Annotated in this window: 18 protein-coding genes; 7 read left to right on the top strand and 11 right to left on the bottom strand. The window is 55.3% G+C overall.

From position 1 onward, the window contains the following. Positions 1–851: LysR family transcriptional regulator (locus B3Z49_RS16450; protein ID WP_296992830.1), on the bottom strand; the 851-nt coding region annotated here is incomplete at its 3' end. Between the two features lie 96 nt (positions 852–947). On the opposite strand from B3Z49_RS16450, the gene B3Z49_RS16445 reads away from it, so the two are divergent. Continuing rightward, on the top strand, positions 948–1796 hold the full coding sequence (locus B3Z49_RS16445) for an SDR family oxidoreductase (RefSeq protein ID WP_296992828.1): 849 nt from the start codon (positions 948–950) through the stop codon (positions 1794–1796). Positions 1797–1905: 109 nt separating this feature from the next. Here the strand turns inward: B3Z49_RS16445 and B3Z49_RS16440 are convergent, their stop codons facing one another. Beyond that, the gene (locus B3Z49_RS16440) at positions 1906–2760 is read right to left on the bottom strand and encodes a D-amino-acid transaminase (protein ID WP_063087870.1); all 855 of its coding nucleotides are present in this window, start codon (positions 2758–2760) and stop codon (positions 1906–1908) included. A 398-nt stretch (positions 2761–3158) separates the two neighbouring features. Here B3Z49_RS16440 and B3Z49_RS16435 point away from each other — a divergent pair, with 398 nt between their 5' ends. After that, positions 3159–4082, top strand: a complete 924-nt coding sequence (locus B3Z49_RS16435; RefSeq protein WP_296992824.1) for an arylamine N-acetyltransferase family protein — start codon at positions 3159–3161, stop codon at positions 4080–4082. Between the two features lie 73 nt (positions 4083–4155). Here B3Z49_RS16435 and B3Z49_RS16430 read toward each other — a convergent pair whose 3' ends face one another. The 7 genes from B3Z49_RS16430 to B3Z49_RS16400 form a co-directional block, all read right to left on the bottom strand. Further along, complete coding sequence (locus B3Z49_RS16430; RefSeq protein WP_296992823.1) at positions 4156–5268, bottom strand: ABC transporter ATP-binding protein; 1113 nt, start codon at positions 5266–5268, stop codon at positions 4156–4158. Positions 5269–5278: 10 nt separating this feature from the next. Continuing rightward, entirely contained in the window at positions 5279–6130 is an 852-nt protein-coding gene (locus B3Z49_RS16425) for a carbohydrate ABC transporter permease (RefSeq protein ID WP_296992821.1), read from the bottom strand. Between the two features lie 11 nt (positions 6131–6141). Continuing rightward, positions 6142–7083 carry a carbohydrate ABC transporter permease gene (locus B3Z49_RS16420; RefSeq protein ID WP_296992820.1) on the bottom strand — a complete coding sequence of 314 codons (942 nt, stop codon included), beginning with the start codon at positions 7081–7083 and terminating at the stop codon, positions 6142–6144. Then, the gene (locus B3Z49_RS16415; protein WP_296992818.1) at positions 7080–8348 is read right to left on the bottom strand and encodes an ABC transporter substrate-binding protein; all 1269 of its coding nucleotides are present in this window, start codon (positions 8346–8348) and stop codon (positions 7080–7082) included. The genes B3Z49_RS16420 and B3Z49_RS16415 overlap by 4 nt, the downstream gene beginning before the upstream one ends. Positions 8349–8380: 32 nt before the next feature. Further along, positions 8381–9568, bottom strand: a complete 1188-nt coding sequence (locus tag B3Z49_RS16410; RefSeq protein ID WP_296992816.1) for an aminotransferase class I/II-fold pyridoxal phosphate-dependent enzyme — start codon at positions 9566–9568, stop codon at positions 8381–8383. After that, positions 9552–10274: a FadR/GntR family transcriptional regulator gene (locus tag B3Z49_RS16405; protein WP_296992813.1), complete on the bottom strand. Its 723-nt coding sequence runs from the start codon at positions 10272–10274 to the stop codon at positions 9552–9554. The genes B3Z49_RS16410 and B3Z49_RS16405 overlap by 17 nt, the downstream gene beginning before the upstream one ends. 281 nt (positions 10275–10555) lie before the next feature. Beyond that, positions 10556–10942, bottom strand: coding sequence for a c-type cytochrome (locus tag B3Z49_RS16400; RefSeq protein ID WP_296992811.1), 387 nt, complete (start codon positions 10940–10942; stop codon positions 10556–10558). Positions 10943–11179: 237 nt separating this feature from the next. Here B3Z49_RS16400 and B3Z49_RS16395 point away from each other — a divergent pair, with 237 nt between their 5' ends. From B3Z49_RS16395 to B3Z49_RS16380, 4 genes are all read left to right on the top strand, one after another. After that, a complete protein-coding gene (locus tag B3Z49_RS16395) occupies positions 11180–11707 on the top strand; it encodes a sigma-70 family RNA polymerase sigma factor (protein WP_232308341.1) in 528 nt (175 codons plus the stop codon). After that, the gene (locus B3Z49_RS16390; RefSeq protein ID WP_296992808.1) at positions 11704–11841 is read left to right on the top strand and encodes a hypothetical protein; all 138 of its coding nucleotides are present in this window, start codon (positions 11704–11706) and stop codon (positions 11839–11841) included. The genes B3Z49_RS16395 and B3Z49_RS16390 overlap by 4 nt, the downstream gene beginning before the upstream one ends. A gap of 4 nt (positions 11842–11845) precedes the next feature. After that, on the top strand, positions 11846–12946 hold the full coding sequence (locus tag B3Z49_RS16385) for a FecR family protein (protein WP_296992806.1): 1101 nt from the start codon (positions 11846–11848) through the stop codon (positions 12944–12946). Positions 12947–13171: 225 nt separating this feature from the next. Then, a complete protein-coding gene (locus B3Z49_RS16380) occupies positions 13172–15583 on the top strand; it encodes a TonB-dependent siderophore receptor (protein ID WP_296992804.1) in 2412 nt (803 codons plus the stop codon). A gap of 80 nt (positions 15584–15663) precedes the next feature. On the opposite strand, the gene B3Z49_RS16375 is transcribed toward B3Z49_RS16380, so the two are convergent. Together B3Z49_RS16375 and B3Z49_RS16370 are read right to left on the bottom strand one after the other, a co-directional pair. After that, the gene (locus tag B3Z49_RS16375; protein WP_296992802.1) at positions 15664–16827 is read right to left on the bottom strand and encodes a hypothetical protein; all 1164 of its coding nucleotides are present in this window, start codon (positions 16825–16827) and stop codon (positions 15664–15666) included. A 222-nt stretch (positions 16828–17049) separates the two neighbouring features. Further along, positions 17050–17721 (bottom strand): TetR/AcrR family transcriptional regulator, encoded by a 672-nt coding sequence (locus tag B3Z49_RS16370; RefSeq protein ID WP_296992800.1) that lies wholly within the window; start codon positions 17719–17721, stop codon positions 17050–17052. Between the two features lie 165 nt (positions 17722–17886). Here B3Z49_RS16370 and B3Z49_RS16365 point away from each other — a divergent pair. Beyond that, positions 17887–18917, top strand: a 1031-nt coding sequence (locus tag B3Z49_RS16365) for an efflux RND transporter periplasmic adaptor subunit (protein WP_296992799.1), incomplete at its 3' end; no start/stop codon positions are given.

The following is an 18917-nucleotide window of genomic DNA, read 5'->3' as shown; positions in this document are numbered from 1 at the left end:
CGCCGGTGATCCGGGTAATACAGGAAAAGCCCCGGAATTTCGGGTAACCAGTCATCAAGCACTGTCACAAGATCACCACTGGCGATGGCCCGTGCGGCATAAATCTCTGAAACGTAGGCAATGCCAAGTCCCTGTCGGGCGACATCGACCATGAGGTCATGTCGATCGAGCGTCAGCGGGCCGGACACATCAATCGAGATTTCCTGACCCTGCTTTTCAAAATCCCAGTGATAGATCTTGCCACTGGGAAAGCGATGGCGGATGCAGTCATGGCTGTGCAAATCATCGGGTACGACGGGACGTGGGCGGGTTTTGAAATAATCCGGTGACGCAACCGCGACAAAGCGAAATGGCGGGCCAAAGCGCACAGCCACCATATCAAGTGGCACGGTTTCGCCCAATCGTGCCCCGGCATCAAAGCCACCGGCGACGATATCGACAAGCCGTCCCTCGGTCACCAGATCAATCGCCACATCCGGGTATCTTTTGCGCATTTCCGGCACGACATGGCGGGTCAAAAGGCGCGCGGCACCATCGGATGTATTGATGCGCACCGTGCCTGATGTCCCGCCTGTGCGAAAGCTATCGACCGTGCCCATGGCTTCTTCAAGGGTGAGTAGTGCCGGGCGCAACCGGTCCAAAAGCTGTTCGCCCGCCTCGGTCAGGGACACACTGCGCGTGGTGCGGTGAAGCAGACGGATATCAAGGTTGCTTTCCATGTTGCGCAGCGCGTGGCTCAGTGTTGAGGGCGCGACACCCAGCGCATCTGCGGCCTTGCGGAAACTGCGATGTTCGGCAACGGCGATGAAGAACCGCATGTCATTCAAGGTCGGCTGATTGATTGCTGGCATCTTTTCACTAACCCATCCGAATTAAGAGCAGTTATCGCATCAATCATTGGTTTCTATAGTCCCCCCATGTTCAGAGCAAGACAGAAAGGAACTGACATGGACAAGACATGGTTGATTACCGGTGCATCGTCCGGGTTTGGTCGCGGACTGGCGGAAAAGGTATTGGCGCGTGGTGATCGTGTGATCGCCACCGTGCGACGCACGGGATCGCTTGACGATCTGGTTGCGCAATATGGCGAACGGCTCAGTGTGGCTTATCTTGATGTAAGCCAACCCGATGCGGTGCAGGCGACCGTTGACAAGGCCTTTGCCGAATTCGGACGGATTGATTTCATCGTCAGTAACGCCGGCTTTGGCATCCTGGGGGCGGCCGAAGAAACCAGCATTGATCAGATGCGCCAGATTATTGATACCAACCTTCTGGGATCAATTGTTGTGATCAAGGCCGCCTTGCCGCATCTGCGTGCGCAAGGATCGGGTCGCGTCATTCAGGTATCGTCCGAAGGCGGTCAGATCGCCTATCCGGGCTTTAGCCTGTATCACGCGACCAAATGGGGCATCGAGGGCTTTGTTGAATCACTGGCCAAGGAAGTCGCGCCATTTGACATTGAATTCATGCTGGTCGAACCCGGTCCGTCGCGCACCGCGTTTATCGGCTCCATCATCCAGCCGGAACCGATCAGCGATTATGACGGCACCCCGGCCCATGACCTTAAGGAAGCCGCCTTTGGCGGTGGCTGGGTGATCAAGGGCGATCCGGATCGCATGATCAATGCGATGATTGCGGCGGCAGATGCACCGAAAATGCCGTTTCGTTTGTTGCTGGGATCAGATGCCTATGACGGTGTGCACGCGGCCCTGACCGAACGGCTCGCGGTACTGGAGGCCGGAAAAGACATCACCATTTCCGCAGATTTTACCGAGGAAGAACTTGCCGCGATGTAGGATCTTTTTCCGCAGATACCCAACGCAAAAACGCCGCCCGAAAGTGGGCGGCGTTTCGCAGTTTGATCGGCTTTGAGGAGACGATCATATCAGACGTTATTTGATCGGATCAGATCGCCATTTTGCGGTTGGCGTCGATATAAATCTCGCGCAGGCGCTTGGCGACCGGGCCCGGAACGCCATCGCCGATCTTCTTGTCATCAATTTCGACAACCGGGCAGACAAAGGCCGAGGCCGAGGTCGAGAACGCTTCTGCTGCATTCTGGGCTTCTTCGATGGTGAAGTGGCGTTCTTCGACCTTGAGCTGAAGCTCCTCGGCGCATTTCAGAACCGCGGCACGGGTGATGCCGTGCAGGATGTCGGTCGAAAGTTCACGGGTTACGATCGTGCCGTCCTTGGTGACGATATAGGCGTTGTTGCTCGAGCCTTCGGTGACATAGCCATCCAGCACCATCCAGGCATCGTCCTTGCCCTTGGCGGCCGCATCGGTTTTGAGAAGCGACGCATAAAGAAGCTGGGTGGTCTTGATGTCAGACCGGCGCCAGCGGATGTCGGGGAAGGTGACGATCTTTTGGCCGCGTTCGGCAAGGGCCGATTTGATCAGTGATTTGCTTTGCGTGAACATCACGATGGTCGGCGGCGTTTGCGGGTCGATCGCGAAATCACGATCACCGGCCGAACCACGTGAAACCTGCAGGTAGATCAGGCCTTCGGTGATGTCGTTGAGCTTCACCAGTTCGCGGTGGGCTTCGAGAAGCTGATCGATATCGGGTTTGAACTGGAATTTGAGCTCGGCAAGCGAGCGTTCGAGGCGCTTCATGTGACCCGTGAAGTCAATCAGCTTGCCATCAAGCACCGAGGTCACTTCATACACGCCGTCGGCGAACAGGAAGGATCGGTCAAAAATCGAAATCTTTGCTTCGGTTTCCGGCAAAAACTCGCCGTTCACATAAACAGTGCGCATGGTTATTTCCCTGTCTGGCACGCGGATCCGTTGCGATCCGTCATGGATGGATAAGCGACGTTTCCAAAGACCCGTTCGCGCACGGCCAGTGCCATCGCGATCGTTGGCTTGTTCGGTTTCTCCGCTCTTTAGAGTCTCAAATATCACAGGGGGACGCAATCTGTCGCGCAAAAGCTCTATATCGTGCGTGTAAAAGGTGAATTGTTGCTTGAATGGGCCGTGAACATGGGGTGAATGCTGTGAATGGGGCCGCGATTGCCGATATTATTCGAAGATTATTCGATTTAAAATTTCTCGATTTTTTGCGTTTGACCGTAACATAGGTTGAGGTTTTATCGTCCTGCTTCATGAGATCAAACGATGATGAAAAGACATCGTCAAAGGAATGGAGCCTTGTGATGAATAGCCACCAGCCCGTCGCCCATAACGCCCCGGTCGCACCAGACCATGACACTTTGCAAAGCCGGATCAATGCCAGTTGGGCCGCCCCACTCAAACGCCCGAGGCAGGAAGTGGATCTGGATGCCTATTTCGCCCGGATCGGATATGACGGCCCGCGCGAAGCAACGCTGGAAGTTTTGCAAACCCTGCATGCGATGCATCCGGCAACCATCCCGTTCGAAGCGATTGATGTCTTCAATGACACGCCCATCAGCATCGATCCGGAGCGTGTCGATCAAAAGCTTATTCATGACGGGCGGGGTGGTTATTGTTTTGAGCAAAACGGCCTGTTTCGCCGGGTGTTGCGCAGCCTTGGCTTTGAGGTCGAAGGTCTGGCCGGGCGGGTGTTATGGGGTTATGGCCCGAATGATATGCCCCGGCCACGCTGCCACATGGCCAACCGGGTGATGATTGATGGCGAAGCATGGCTGGCCGATGTTGGATTGGGCGGCTGTGTGCCAACCGGGCCGTTATTGCTTGATATCGAAACGCCACAAGCAACCCCGCATGACACATACCGCGTGACAAAGGGGGCGCACAGCTATCGGATTGAACTGGAACGTGATGGCGTGTGGAAGCCGGTGCATGAGGTCGATATCGCGCCGGTTTCGGATATCGATTACGAGGTCATGAACTGGTACGCATCCGATCACCCCGAAAGCGGGTTTTGCAAAACCCTGATGGTCGCCAGATCTGCCCCGTTTGCCCGCTTTACCCTGCTTAATAACCGCCTGACCATCCGACTGGTGACTGGCGAGGAAGAGCAACATACGCTCAGTGTTGGGGATATTCCCCAAACGCTTAAAGACATCTTTGGCATCGAGCCGGACCTGGCCTGGCGTGGCGCCTTTGCCAGACTGGTCAATCACAGTCACGGATAAACGATTGTGCGGTGTTTATCCGTGTGTGTTTGATCAAGGGCGGGGATTTTTGCGCCCCGCCCTAATTCTTGGATTAGTCTTTGTGACCGGAATGTGGTTCCGTCGTGGGTGGCAGCCGCTGTTCCGAACTGGTGTCAAACACATGCGCCTTTGCCATGTCAAAGGCGATATGGATAAAGCTGTCGACCGGATAGTTCGGTCGATCCATTGTGAAAATCTTGATCGGTTTACCGGCCAGTGTCACATGGACAAGGGTCGATAATCCCATCGGTTCGATCAGCTCTACCTTGGCTGGAAGGCCGTTATCAGCATCAGACACAATCGAAATGTGTTCAGGACGGGAGCCAAGGGTAACCGCCTGATTGTTTTGGGCGTTTTGGGCCTGCAGGACCGGGACCAAAGCCCCGTCTGACAGCCGGACGCCAGCCCCGTTATCGTCACTGATCTCATAACTTCCTTTAAGGAAGTTCATCGCCGGTGATCCGATGAAGCTTGCGACAAAGATGTTGGCGGGTTTGTCGTAAATCTCGACCGGGCTTCCGACCTGCTGGATGATGCCGTCATGCATGGCAACGATCCGGTCGGCCATGGTCATGGCTTCGATCTGGTCGTGGGTGACATAAACAGATGTCGCGCCAAGACGATGATGAAGCTTGCGGATTTCGGTACGCATCTGTTCGCGTAGGCGCGCATCAAGGTTTGACAGTGGTTCGTCAAACAAAAACGCCTGCGGTTTGCGGACAATTGCGCGGCCCATGGCCACGCGTTGGCGCTGCCCGCCCGAAAGCGCCTTGGGTCGACGTTCGAGAAGGGCAGTCAGGCCAAGGATTTCTGCCACGCCTGAAATGGCATCGGATATCTTTTCCTTGGCTGTTTTACGCAGTGTCAGCGCGTAACTCATGTTCTCGGCGACCGACATATGCGGATAAAGCGCGTAGGACTGAAACACCATGGCGATGTCACGGTCCTTGGGCTGCAAGTCATTGACCACATTCCCGGCGATCGAAATGTCGCCCGATGTGATGTCCTCAAGCCCTGCAATCATGCGAAGCAACGTTGATTTTCCGCAGCCCGATGGCCCGACAAGCACAATGAATTCCCCGTCCGAGATATTCAGATCAATGCCGTGCAGGACATCAACTGCGCCATAGCTTTTGCGCGCATTTGCAATTTGAATAGAAGCCATTGGGATCCTCTTATCCTTTGACCGCGCCAGCCGTCAGGCCCTGCACCAGATAACGCTGGATCAGCAGGAAGAACAGACAGGCGGGAATAAGTGCCAGCACGCCGGCGGCCATCATCTGACCGAAATCGACACTGAATTTTGAAACGAATGACAAAAGTCCAACCGGGAAGGTGGATGCGGATTCACTGCTGACCAGCATCAGGGCAAACAAAAGCTCGCTCCAGGCGGCCGTAAAGACAAAGCCAAGCGTTGCCGCCACACCGGGCAAGGTCAGGGGCAGAATGATCGCGCGAAACGCCTCAAACCGGGTATTGCCGTCGATCATGGCCGCTTCTTCAAGGTCCTTGGGGATGCCATCAAAGAAGGACTGCATCAGGAAGGTCGCAAACGGCACATTGAACGCCGTATAGACAATGATCAGACCCGTCAGGCTATCGGTCAGGCCAAGCGGGGCCAGAATTTTAAAGATCGGCGCGATCAGCATCACCAGCGGGAACATCTGCGTAATCAGCATCAATGCGACAATGATGACCTTGCCGCGAAAGGCAAAGCGCGAGAATGCATAGCCGGTGAGGGCTGCGACCAGTGTTGTCACGATGGCGGTCGTGCCCGACACAATCACGGAATTGAGGAAATATTTCGGGAAGTTGCTTTGAGTCAGAACGAAGGCATAGTTTTCCCAGGTCGTTCGTGACGGCCACATGCGCACACCTTCGGTATAAAGGATGTCGTTGGGCGTCACGGAAACCTTAAGCAACCAGTAAAGCGGAAACAGCGCAAAGATCACAAAGGCGGCAATCATCAGATAATGACTGCCCCAGTAAATCATTTTGCGCGTGGATGTTTGTCCAGTCAGGGTCATGGGGCAAATCCCTAGCTATCTGCGTGCGTCATGGCACGGCGAAGCGCAATCACACTCAGCGCATAGGCCAGCAACAGAACCAGAAGAACCGCTGCAATCGCCGAGGCATAGCCAAAATCAAGGCGGCGGAAGGCCTGCGTGAAGATGTAGGACGCCACAATCTGGGTCGAATCTGCCGGGCCGCCATTGGTCATGACGACAATCAGGTCGGCGAAATTGGCAATCCAGATGGTGCGCAACATCAGCGTGATGGCAATGGTGGGCGCAAGGAAGGGCAGTGTAATGCTGATAAACTGTTGACGCGTGGTTGCCCCGTCGATCGAGGCCGCTTCGTAAAGTTCTTTGGGGATCGATTGAAGGGCGGCCAGCATGGTGATGGCAAAGAACGGAATACCAAACCAGATATTGGCAATGATCGGACCCCACATGGCAAGGTCTGGATCAGACAAGATATTGAACGGTTCCGCCATCAGGCCAAGCGATGTCATCCAATGCGGCAGTGGCCCGACAACCGGATTAAACATCCAGGCCCAGTTCAGTCCCGACAGAAATGTTGGCACCGCCCAGGGCAGGAATACCAGTGCCTGGACCATGCGACGGCCAAGAAATTGCCGGTTCAGCAAAAGCGCCAGAATCAGTCCCAGCCCAAATTGAAAAAGAAGCGACCCAAACGTCCACCATGCGGTGTTGGCAAGTGCGCCGAGAAACGCCTGATCAGAAATCAGGGCTTCGAAATGCGCCGTACCGACAAAGCCGCCGCTAAATGGGTTGAGGATACGAATGTCACGAAACGCGTAGCTCAGTCCCAAAATCAGCGGCATTAACATTACCGCAATGATCAGGACAAGGGCCGGCGAGACATACAGATAAGGTTCGATGATCCCGGAAAGCTTTTTGGAGAAGCCTCCCCGCCGTTCGGCGGGGAGTTTTCCGGTTTGCGTTACAGTGGTCACTGGTTTGCCTGCATCCATTTTTGCTGTGCAGCGGTCAAATATTCAGCCCACTGATTTGCCAGCTCTTCCGGGCTGATCCGGCCAAGCATTGCTTCCTGACTGGTGCGGATGACGAGGCTGTCCTTGAAGAAGGCAAATTCTTCAAGATGGGTTGGCATCACAGTCGGGTGGACGTCCGGGTCGGACAGTTCAGCAAACCAGCCTTCAAATTGCGGACTGGCAAAGAACGGATCGCTTTCAGCCCCGTTATGGATCGGCAACGCACCGATGCGCTTGTTCCAGGTCAGGTTGCTTTCCTTGGACTCAAGATGGGCAATCAGCTTCCAGGCCTCATCCTTGTTCTCGCTGTCAGAGAACATCGACCATCCGGCATAGCCAATGGTCGGAAATGCCTTGCCAGAAGGGCCTTTTGGCATGGTGGTCACGCCAAAATCTTCTTCTTTCATGCGGCTTGAGATGGCAATCAGGGCATCCGGGTCCTGATCAAGCATCGCGCAGGTGCCAGAATAGAAACCGGCCACGATTTCGTTAAAGCCCCAGTTCAGGCTGTCTTTCGGTGCCAGGCCGTCCTTGTACAGATCGATCAGGTATTCCAGACCGTCTTCCCAGCCTTCCGAATTAAAGGTGCTTTGGCCATCTTCAGTGAAGAATTCGTTCGAGCCGGCTTCGGTCGCACCAAACATCACCCAGCCATTCAGGCCACCCGGACCGCCGCGCATGCAGTAACCGTATTTGCCGGGCAGGGCAGATACCTTTTCGGCGGCTGCGCGGAAGTCTTCAAGCGTTTCGGGAATTTCGGTGACACCGGCTTCTTCGAACAGCTTTTTGTTATAGAACATCGCACGCAGATAGAAGCCGTATGGCAGCATATAGGCGGTATCATCTGCCGAACGGGCGAACTCCAGGGCGCGGTCATTCAGCGTCTTCGCCCCGTCCCAGTTCGCCAGATACGGCTCAAGGCTTTCAAGTGCGCCGTTGTTGGCATAAAGCGTCAGCCAGGTATCGGGCATCTCGACGATATCAGGGGTTTGACCGGCCGAAACCATGGTGGCGAATTTCTCAAACGCCTGCCCCCATGGAAGAGACGTGATTTCAACAGTCACGCCGGGATTGGCAGCCTCGAACTCGGCAACCAGCCCTTTAAGGGTCTCGGTGCGTTCCGGGCTGGTGATGACTTCGACCAACTTAAGTGTGGTGTCGGCATAGGCCTGACTTGTCAGCGCAATAGACGTCACACCTGCCAGTAGCGTTGTTTTCCAGTTCATTGTGAAGTTCCCTGTTTTAAACGATAGTGTTCTTACTTCAGGCTTGCCTCGATTGCGGTCGCCAGATCAGACCATAGGTCTTCGGCGTTCTCGAGGCCGATATGCAGGCGGACCAGATTTTCCGGCACGCCAAAGCGCATTGCCGAATTGGGTCCGCCCACTTGCGCCCGCGTGACAAGTGCGGGGACAATCAGGCTTTCATGCCCACCCCAGGACACGCCGATCTTGAAAAAGCGCAGCGCATCAACAAAGGTCGGAATGTCGACCTCTTGGGTGAACTCGAATGAAAATAGTCCGGATGAACCACTTAAGCCGGGGGCGGCGGGGGCCAGCAAACCGGGGTAGTGGATGGCGCTTACCATCGGATGATCGGCAAGCTTTTGGCTAATGATCAGTGCCGATCTTTGATGTTCGCGCATGCGTGCGGGCAGGGTTCGCAAACCGCGCAATAACAACCAGCCATCAAAGGCCGACAGCTTTCCGCCAAGATAGGGCAGAATGTTGGACCGGACCCGACCGATAAACTCGTTTGATCCGGCAATCACGCCTGCGACCACATCACTGTGTCCGCCGATATATTTCGATGCGGAATGAATGACGACGTCACAGCCAAGGGTGGCGGGCTGGCAAAAGATCGGTGATGCCCAGCTGTTATCGATCATTGAAATCGCGCCATGTTCGCGCGCAATGTCGCAAAGGGCGGCAATGTCGTGGGTGTGAAACGTCCAGCTGGTCGGGCTTTCAAGATACAAAATCTTTGCACCCGGAATGGCAGCGCGGACCGCCTCAAGGTCGCGGCCATCGACGTAATCCACACGGACATTCATGTCGCGCAGGAACATCTCAAAGAAGCGATAGGCATCAGGGTAGCAATGCTCGACCGAGACAATGCGATCACCTGGTTTGACGACTGACAGAACGGCGGATGATATGGCGGCCATACCGCTGGCCAGGCCAAGTGCATCTTCAGTCTTTTCAAGCTGGGCGATCTTGTCTTCGAACGCACGCACAGTCGGGTTCAGGCCCCGGGAATAGACCGGACGGGTTTTGCGCCCGGCATAGGTTTCGACCATTTCGTCGAAATTCTCGAACGTAAATAACGAGTTCTGGAAAATCGGCGGGACGACCGCGTTGGCAAAATGCTCGGCGTCATAGGCGACGACGCTCTCCGGGGCGGTGACAGCTTGCTTGTGATTTTTGGGATTATTGTTGTTCTTCATCAGACATTCTCACGATGTCGTTCTCGACGACTTCAAGGATGGCAAGGGTGTGCTTGCGCGCCAGTTCGGCATCGCCCGCGACGATTGCGTCAAACAGCATGCGGTGGAATTCAAACGACGATTTGGCAAAATCCGGGCGGTTGAACGGCTGGGCAAAGAAACTTTCAAACGCTTCGCGCATCTGGCCCAGAAGCTGCTCGAACAATGGGTTGCCTGATGCCTTATAGATCGACAGGTGAAACACAAGGTCGGCCTGACCGGCAGTGCCAAACTCAAGATGTTCGGCCTCCATCGCATCAAGGGCTGTGCGCATTTCGTCAATGTCTTCGGGGGTGGCACGTTTGGCCGCCAGCATGCTGGCTTCAACCTCAAGCCCGCGACGTACTTCAAGGGTTTGCAGCAATCCGTCGCGCTGGGTGGCGATCGACAGCGGCATGAACAAGGTCTTTTCGCTCACCGGGCGTTTCAGATAGGTGCCCGAACCGCGCCTGATTTCGACCACGCCCAGCGCCTGCATATGGCCAATGGCCTCGCGAATGCTGGATCGACCGACTTTCAGACCCTCCATCAATTCACGTTCCGGCGGCAGGCGATCACCCGGCGTCAGGCTTGAACTGACGATAAAATCAGTTAGCGCTTCGAGGATCGCATCGCGGCGCCCCGATGTTTGGATCGGTCGAAAGGTAGCCCCGGCGGCCTGCGGCACATTACACCTGCTTGCTTGTCATCACTGTGTCTGGCGTGACTGATCGCTATCGCAAAATTTTGGTCAGTCATCAGACGTCAGACCAATTTTTATTTTGAATCGGTTCAAGTCAAGCGGAAATGCAATCAACAGGTGAATTGTGCGCACGCGAAAATGCGTTAAGTGGCTGTTTTAAAGGAGTGTCTCAGTTTCAATCGCACTTTAAATTCGCAGCGCAAGCAAAGCTGAATTTTGGGAGGTTTGCGGGATTTTGCCGCAGAATGAACGTGAATCGACGCTGGCTACTGCGCGGCCTTTGCGTTGGCCGCGTTTGTCAGGCTTTCCATATAGCTCAGCAGATCGGCGATACTTTGCGAGGTAAAGGAAAATTCCGGCATGGTCATGTTGTCATGCGATACCGTGATGCCTTCGGCCAGGGCTTCTTCAAGGTTTTCCAGCGGCCAACGTTGCCCGAAACTGGCAAGGGCCGGGGCGGTGGCCACGTTCGGATCGGGCAGGGGATCGCCTTCGAATTTGGTGTGACAGCGCAGGCAGGTCTGCTCGGCAATTGATTGCCCGCGTTCGACATCGCCATATGCCTCGCCCTTGTGCGCCATGTAATCGCTGATCCCCCACATGCCCAAGGCCACAACACCGGTCAACAGGATGACAAGGCTGGTTTTCTGCATGGCGGGCTCCCGGATGGCGATTTTGAATGTGTTCTAATCGCCTGTATAGCAAGCCAAGGTAACGAATTTCCTAAAGCACACCCTGTGGGTGTTTGGCGTTGTCCAGACAACCTTGAACCAGAATATCGTCTGATGGATAGGGTGTTTGATTGCTGTTGATAATCAGTATCATTTGCGCTAAGCGTGTCATCCCATGCGGGCGCGGGGCTTGCCCGCATTGTGCAAAGGACATTCTGATTGGCTTCAAACGCGACATCAAATGTGACGTCATTGGCACTGTTCATGCGCCAACGATCCGCACTTGTGAACTATGCCAGCAGCATCATCGGCAGCCGTGTACAGGCCGAAGATCTGGTGCAGGAAGCATGGTTGCGGTTTGATGCGGCGACCAAGGGGCGGTTTTTGGATGATACCACCGGCTATCTGTACCGGATCGTGCGCAATCTGGCCCTTGATAGCAAACGCCAGATTGCCCGTGAAAGCAGCCTAACCGGTGCATCTGATTATGACGTTGCCGTGCAAACGCGCGCATCAGACAGCCCGGACCCGGAAACGGTTGCGGTGTACAAGGATGAATACGCAATTTTGATGCAAGCCCTTTCCGAACTGCCCGAACGCACGCGCATAGCGTGTGAAATGCATCGGGTTGGTGGGGCGAAACTGCGCGAGATTGCCGACTATCTCGATATTTCCGTGCCGCTTGCTCATAAGCTTGTATCCGAGGGCATTGATCATTGCCGTGAACGGTTGGGCGGTTGGCCATGAGGATCATTCATTGCCCGATCAAACAGTTTGGCCTTGCAGAAATTTGCGCCATAACCCGCACAGATGGTGACGCGTTGCGTGATATCGGCTATATCGCCCTGATCGCACCAGGTGGTGCAACGGGGGCGCAATAGGGTGATGGCAGAGATAACCGATCCAGTTCAAAAACAGGCGGGCAAGGCGGCGACCGAATGGTTGATCCGCCTGCAGGAAGATCCGGAAAACCCGGAACTGCAAGCGCAGTTTGCCGACTGGTGTGCCGAGGATCCAGCCCATCTTGATGCCTGGAACGCCACGCAAAAGACCGCCGATCTGATGGCGAAGGCCGAACCGTCTGGTACGGCGGACTGGGAGCAGTTCCTTGAGGCGCGCCGTACGGGCAACGACAAAGGCGGTGTTGACGGCCAACAGAATGACGCGGTCGCGGCTCTGCTGAATATTGATTACGAAAAGGCCGTTGCCGAGGGCAAAGTCCTCTCGGCGCAAACCCGGTTTCAAAAGCGCGGCAATATGTCCTGGCGCGGGATCGGGCTTGGCGGGGTGGCGGTGGCCGCATCCCTTGTGGCCGCCATCATCGGGCCGGATATCGCAACCCATATGCAGGCCGATCATGTCACCGCAACAGGCGAGATGCGCACCATCACGCTTTCTGATAACAGCGCGGTGACCCTTGCACCGGAAAGTGCGATTACGGTGCATTTTGACGGGTCAACACGCTTTGTCGAATTGCTCGATGGCGAGGCGTTTTTTGACGTTACCCCGGACCCGCAAAAGCCGTTTCGCGTCGGGGCCGATCAGGTGATGGTCACGGTACTTGGCACCGGATTTGTTGTTTCTGAAGGCAATGCTGTTTCGACGGTTGGCGTGGAACACGGGCGGGTACAGGTCGAAAATGCTGCCAATGTCCCGGCGGTTTTTGAAATTCTTGAAGCCGGGCAGAATGTCCGGGTCGGGCAGGACGGCACGGTGATCCGTCATCCTTCGCCAACCAGCCAGATCGGTGCCTGGCGCAAGAACCAGCTGATCGCACAGGATCAACCGTTATCCGACGTTGTTGATCAGCTTCGGCGCTATTTCAATGGCACCATCCTGATCACTGATGAGGTCCTGGCCGCCCAGACGGTCACAGGGGTCTATCGCCTTGATGATCCGGTATCGGCCTTGCGCGGCATGGCACGGGCGCAAAAGGCAACGGTGCGTGAAATCACCCCGTGGGTTCTGGTTGTCTCAAAGTCCTGATGGCGTTGGGGCCGGATTTCGGCACCTATTTATACTCACTTGCCAGAAAAAATAATGCCTTTCAAATCCGCAGGATTTTGCGGGTTTGGAGCCACCCTGATGATTTCCCATAAAAATTTTTGAAAAAACAGAACCGGCATCCGTTTTGTCTTTTATGCGAAATTGAGAAGCGTTTGCATTCTCAATTTGTTTCAGACATAGGACATGAAACGGAGATAGAAGAAAATGAACAATGGGGGTGCAGCTCGACTGCAAAAACGTGGTCGTGTTGTGGTGATAGCCAGTGCCTTGATGATGACAACCGCCTTGGCGCCGGTCGTGTTGTTTGCACCTGACGCAAATGCACAGGTCAGTGCGGGCGGGATCAATGCCGAGCACACATTTGATATTCCGGCCCAGTCACTGACCAGTGCCTTGGCCCAGTTTGGTGTGCAGGCCGGTGTGCAGGTCACGGTCGATGGTGCGCTGGCACGCGGAATTGATGCACCGACCATCAATGGCACGATGCGCGCCAGCACAGCCCTTGAGGCGCTTCTGCGCGGGTCGGGGCTTGACTATGACGTGACCAGCGATGGCACGGTTGTGATCGAAGCCGTCACCAGCAGTGCCGGCGAAGAAGTTCTGGATACGCTTCGGGTCGAGGCCAATGCGGCAGAGGCATCTGATCCCACCAAGGCCATTACCGACAGTTTTGTTGCATCGCGCTCGCGTACCGCTTCGAAAACCGATACCCCTATTTTGGACGACTCAGCGGCGGTTTCAGTGGTAACCGAGAAAGAAATGGAAACCCGTAATGTTCAGGATCTTCAACAAGCGGTTTCCTATACAGCGGGAGTGCAAGCGGGTGAATATGGTTCGGACGTTCGCTATGACTATGTGCGTATCCGTGGCTTTGGCCAAACCAACCTTGGCACTTATCGCGATGGATTGTCTTCGCGGATCTACAATTTTACCACCAGTCGGCCGGAGACCTATGGCTTGCAGCAAGTTGACGTGCTTAAGGGCTCGACATCCAGCCTGTTTGGCATGAATGGTCCGGGTGGTTTGGTCAATATGACAACCAAGCGCCCGCAGGATGAAGCCAGCGGCGAAGTTCTGACCACCTTTGGTGAAAATCATCTGCGCGGTGCGGGCGATGTGACGGGTCCGGTTGGCGAAAACAGCAACTGGTCCTACCGCCTGACGGCGCTTTGGCAGGATGCCGAGCGCGGGCAGGACTATTCGCAGGATGATCGCATCTATGTCGCACCGGCATTCAGCTATACCCCGAACACGGATACCAAACTGACCATCCTGACCAGCTACAGCGATCGGGAAAGCGGCCTTGGTTATGGTTTCCCGGCCGGAATTGAAACCAGCCGTGATGCATTCTTTGGCGAGCCTAATTTCAACAATTTCGATACCGAAGAAACCAATATCGGTTACGAGCTGTCGCACCAGATCAATGATAAGCTCGAGTTTCGTCAGAATGCGCGCTACACCCATGTCGATCTGACGTATGAAACGGTCTATCTCAACGATACTACGCCGCTTGGCAATCGATATGCTTTTGCGATTTACGGTGAACTTGACCGTTTTGCCATTGATAACCAGCTCCAGTATGACACAGCGATCAACGATACCTTCGACAGCAAGACGTTGGTTGGGCTGGATTACAACCGCGATCAGAACCGTGAACGCCGCTTTGACGGCACGGCCAGTCCGATTGATCCGTACAACCCGTCCTATTGCGGCATTTCGTGCATCAACTTGAACTTCACCTCTGATACCGAAATCACCCAGGCGGCCTACGGTCTTTATGCCCAGGAACAGCTGACCATTGCCGATGACTGGATCGCGACCGTTGGCGGGCGTTTCGATTATGTTCAAAGCGACACCGACACAATCAGCAGCGGTACGACCGACGAACGCGATGATCACAAATTCACATCGCGTTTTGGTCTGACCTATAAGGCGACCAACGAAGTGTCGGTTTATGGGAATTATTCGGAATCCTACCAGCCAGTTTATTCCAGCCTGGCGTCGCGACCGGATGGGGTTAAGCCGCAGGAAGGAACGCAATACGAACTTGGCGTGAAATACCAGCCAGAAGCAATCGATGCACTGTTTACGGCGGCGGTGTTTGATCTGACCCAGGAAAACGTCTCACAGTACGATTCCGGGTCCGCTACCTACAAGCAAATTGGCGAAATCAATTCGCGCGGACTTGAGCTTGAAGGCAAAATGTCGCTGGGTGAGCAGACCAACATGACGGTGGCCTATACTTTCCTTGATGCTGAAATCAAGGATGATGCCACGGCAGCCAACATCGGCAACCGCCCGGCAAACGTGCCCAAGCATCAGGCTTCAGCCTGGCTTGATTACACCATCCCGGGGCAGGGCGCGCTTGGCGATCTGACCCTTGGCGGTGGTGTGCGTTTTGTCGGTGAACGTCAGCGCAATGATGGCAATACCGAAACCCTGCCGTCAAACAGCGTGTTTGATGCAGCCATCAACTATGCCGTGACAGATGACGTCAGTCTGTCCGTGAACGCCACCAACCTGCTTGATCGGGAATATGTTTCTTCAAACACATTCGGCAGTCGTTATTACGGTGAAGGTCGTACGGTTCTGGCGACCCTGAAATACAGCTGGTAACGCCAAGCCTTTAAACAGAAGCGGCCACCCGTCTTAATGATGGGCGGCCGTTTTGTTGTGTCGGGACGGGGTGTAAAGCCCTAGCTGCCGTCAGCAGTACGGAAGACCGTCAGGCCGTTGACCACAACCCGCCCATCGGGCAGCAGTTGCCCATCATATTCTGTCGTGCCTTGTGGACCCGGGCGTCCGGCGGCAAGGCCATTGACGGCAAAGGGTACAAGCGCGCCAAGGATGGTCGGGTTGTCTGGCGTTCCCAATAGGTCGACCAGCTTTTCCTGACCCAGAAGTCTGAAGTCAAAGTCACCGGTGAAGCCATAACGTGCCGCAGCCTGTGCCAGGAATTCGCCAGAACCAAGCGCCTCAAGCCCGCGGGATTCAATATAGAACTCGTCAACCTTGACCGGGGCGCCGTTCTGGGCGGCCTTTTTCCACAGCGCATCGCCGATTTGGCGGCGGGCAAAGCGCGGGGCGGTGCCGGTCAGGATATCGTTGAAACCCTTTGCAATGATCGGTTGGGCGTCAGACCAGGGCAGACCGGTACTGCTGCTTTTGACCCGCACCGTGCGCGGCTGCAGAAGGCTTGGCAGCCACAAACCATCATGGGAATAATCGAGATGGGTCGCACCATCGTCGCCGGGATAAAGCGTGAAGTTGGCCGATTTGATCGAGCCGCGCTTTTCGCGGTTGGGGCCCGTCCATTCGGCCGCCTGCCAGGCGATCTTGGCCATTTCCGGCAGCCATTGAATGATCAGGCCATTGATCAGCCAGTGCTTGCGTGAAACCGGCTCGTCCCCGACCAGAAAATCGGCAAAGCCGTCAAAGGTAACCGGCACATTGCGCGCGGTATCCCAGCGCAGATAACCCCCGGCATTGCGCAGCGTAAGGTCACGTTGATCCGTGGTTGCCTCGGCCAGCATTTTGGCCTGTGTGGGCAGTTTGACATCAAGATCAACCTGATTGGCGCTATCGGTATCGCGCACCGTGACCAGAACATCATCCATCGCCAGCTGGCGCGGGCTGGAATAGCCACTGAGATCAAGGGAAACCGCGTCAAAAACCAGTTCGACCGCATCGCCGTCGATGGGGCGGGCATCGACCTCGGTCGCGGAAATGCCCGATTGCATCAGGATCGCATCAACGGCAGTCCGGGCATCTTCGACGGAAATAGCGTCGGCACGGGTGGTCAGGCCGGCAATCGAAATTGCCAGAACGCCAAAGCCGGTAAGTGCCTTTCGCAACTGCATGACGGGATCCTTTTGCTTGCCAGAAGGGAGAAATACGCCCTCTGTTGGTAACGCAGGCCAGAGTTTACCCCAAATTTGGTAATGTTAGGGCAAAGTAATTCAGGTGTGATGCAGGTCACCCTTCGGGAATTTTCGCCAATTTTCGCCACGATTAGGTAACACCTGACGGGATGCTGTCAGGAGGGGCTAGCTATAAAACCGGTCAGTGAAGACGAAGGGGGGTTATTTGTTTGCGCAGTTGAGCGTGTCACGCGCTTGTGGTGTTGCGACACCACACAGGAAGGTTTCAACCGCGCGGGAAACACGTTCAGCAATCTGCTGATCGGTCATTGGCGGGCGCGGATTGTGTTTCATGATCCGCGATTGCCAGTCGCCAATGATCAAGCATTCGAACATTTCTGCCGAATGATCCGGGTCGTCGATGATCATATTGCCAAGCTTTTGTTGCCTTGAAAGGTAATCAGCAAGGTGCTTGCGCGTGCTGTCGGGGCCAACTTCGAAGAATTTCTCGATCAAGGGTAGAAAATGCTGGCCTTCGGAATACAGAATCTGGGTGAAGCGGGCGACTTCCTCGGTTACAATCTTTTGGGCCAGTTTCGTACCGAAGTCCGTAAGGGCATCACGGGGAGGGAGATCGGTTTCCAGTGAAATATGCAGTTCGGCAGAGAATTCTTTGCAGCGTTCAGTCATGACTGCAGCCAGCAAGCCATCCTTCCCGCCGAATGCTTCGTACAGGGTCGTACGCGATCCACCAGACTGTGAAATGACGTCATTGAGAGTCACGCCGACAAAGCCACGTTCAAGCAATAACGCCCATGCAGCATCCATCATTGCGCGACGGCGTGCAGTACCGCGAGAATGTTGTTTTTCAAGCTTTTCGGGCGTTTCACTCATCTTTCTTGGCTCTGCTGTTTTTGGCTCTTGATCGTGCAGCGCACAATGTGTACTGTACCGTACAGTATTTATAAAAGCAATGGCAAAGCGCACACCACACGGCTTTGCGCGGACTTAGAAGGAATAAGCATTTTGTCCATGCGATCTTGTTTGAAATTCGCTGGTATGGCAGCGCTTGTCGTGCTTGTAGCCGGCTGCAGCGAGCAGAACGAAGGCGACCAACAGGCAGCCGCCCAGCAACAGCCACAGGCGACCCCGGTCGGTACCGTGACGCTGAATGCGCAGACTGTTGGCCTGATTGAGGAAATGCCCGGTCGTACCGTCGCCTTCCGTCAGGCAGACATCCGCCCGCAGGTCGATGGCATTATCAAGGAACGCAACTTCACTGAGGGTGCGTTTGTTGAAGCCGGTCAGCAGCTTTATATGATTGATCAGGAAGTGTACCTGGCGCGGGTTGATGCAGCCCAGGCCGAACTGACGCGTCAGCGCGCAACCCTTGATCAGACGACCAAGACGCGTTCGCGCTATGACCCGCTGATCAAGTCGCAGGCCGTCAGCCAGCAAACCTATGACGATGCGGTCGCCGCCGAAGCACAGGCAAAGGCAGCCGTTGCTGCGGCGCGTGCTGAGCTTGAACAGGCGCGGATCGATCTGGCCTATACCACGGTCACCGCACCGATTTCCGGTCAGATCAGCTCGTCGGATTATTCCGAAGGTGCGCTTGTGACCGCCAATCAGTCATCAAAACTGACCACCATCACCCAGCTTGACCCGATCTATGTCGACGTGACCCAGGCAGGTGGCCGGTTGCTGAAGATCAAGGAAGCTGTCCGCAATGGTCGCATCACGGGTGTTGAAAACGGGCAGATCGAGGTTGCCCTGATTATTGATGCTACCGGTGAAGAATATCCGCATACCGGGACGCTTCAGTTCTCGGATGTGACGGTAAATGAAACCACCGGTACGGTGCGTTTGCGCGCGGTCTTCCCGAACCCCGACGGAAACCTATTGCCAGGTATGTTTGTCCGCGGTCAGGTCCGCCAGGGGCGTTTAGATAATGCATTCCTTGTGCCGCAAAAAGCGGTGATGCGCCGCCCGGATGGCTCGGCTTATGCCTATGTTGTCGAGGATGGCAAAGTTGCCTCCAAGGATCTGACGATTGAGCAGTCGCAGGGACAGGATTGGCTGGTGACGGC

The sequence above is a fragment of the Thalassospira sp. UBA1131 genome, from assembly GCF_002311515.1.
In the GTDB taxonomy this organism is placed as follows: Bacteria; Pseudomonadota; Alphaproteobacteria; order Rhodospirillales; family Thalassospiraceae; genus Thalassospira.
This window is presented reverse-complemented; position numbering and strand designations above follow the sequence as displayed.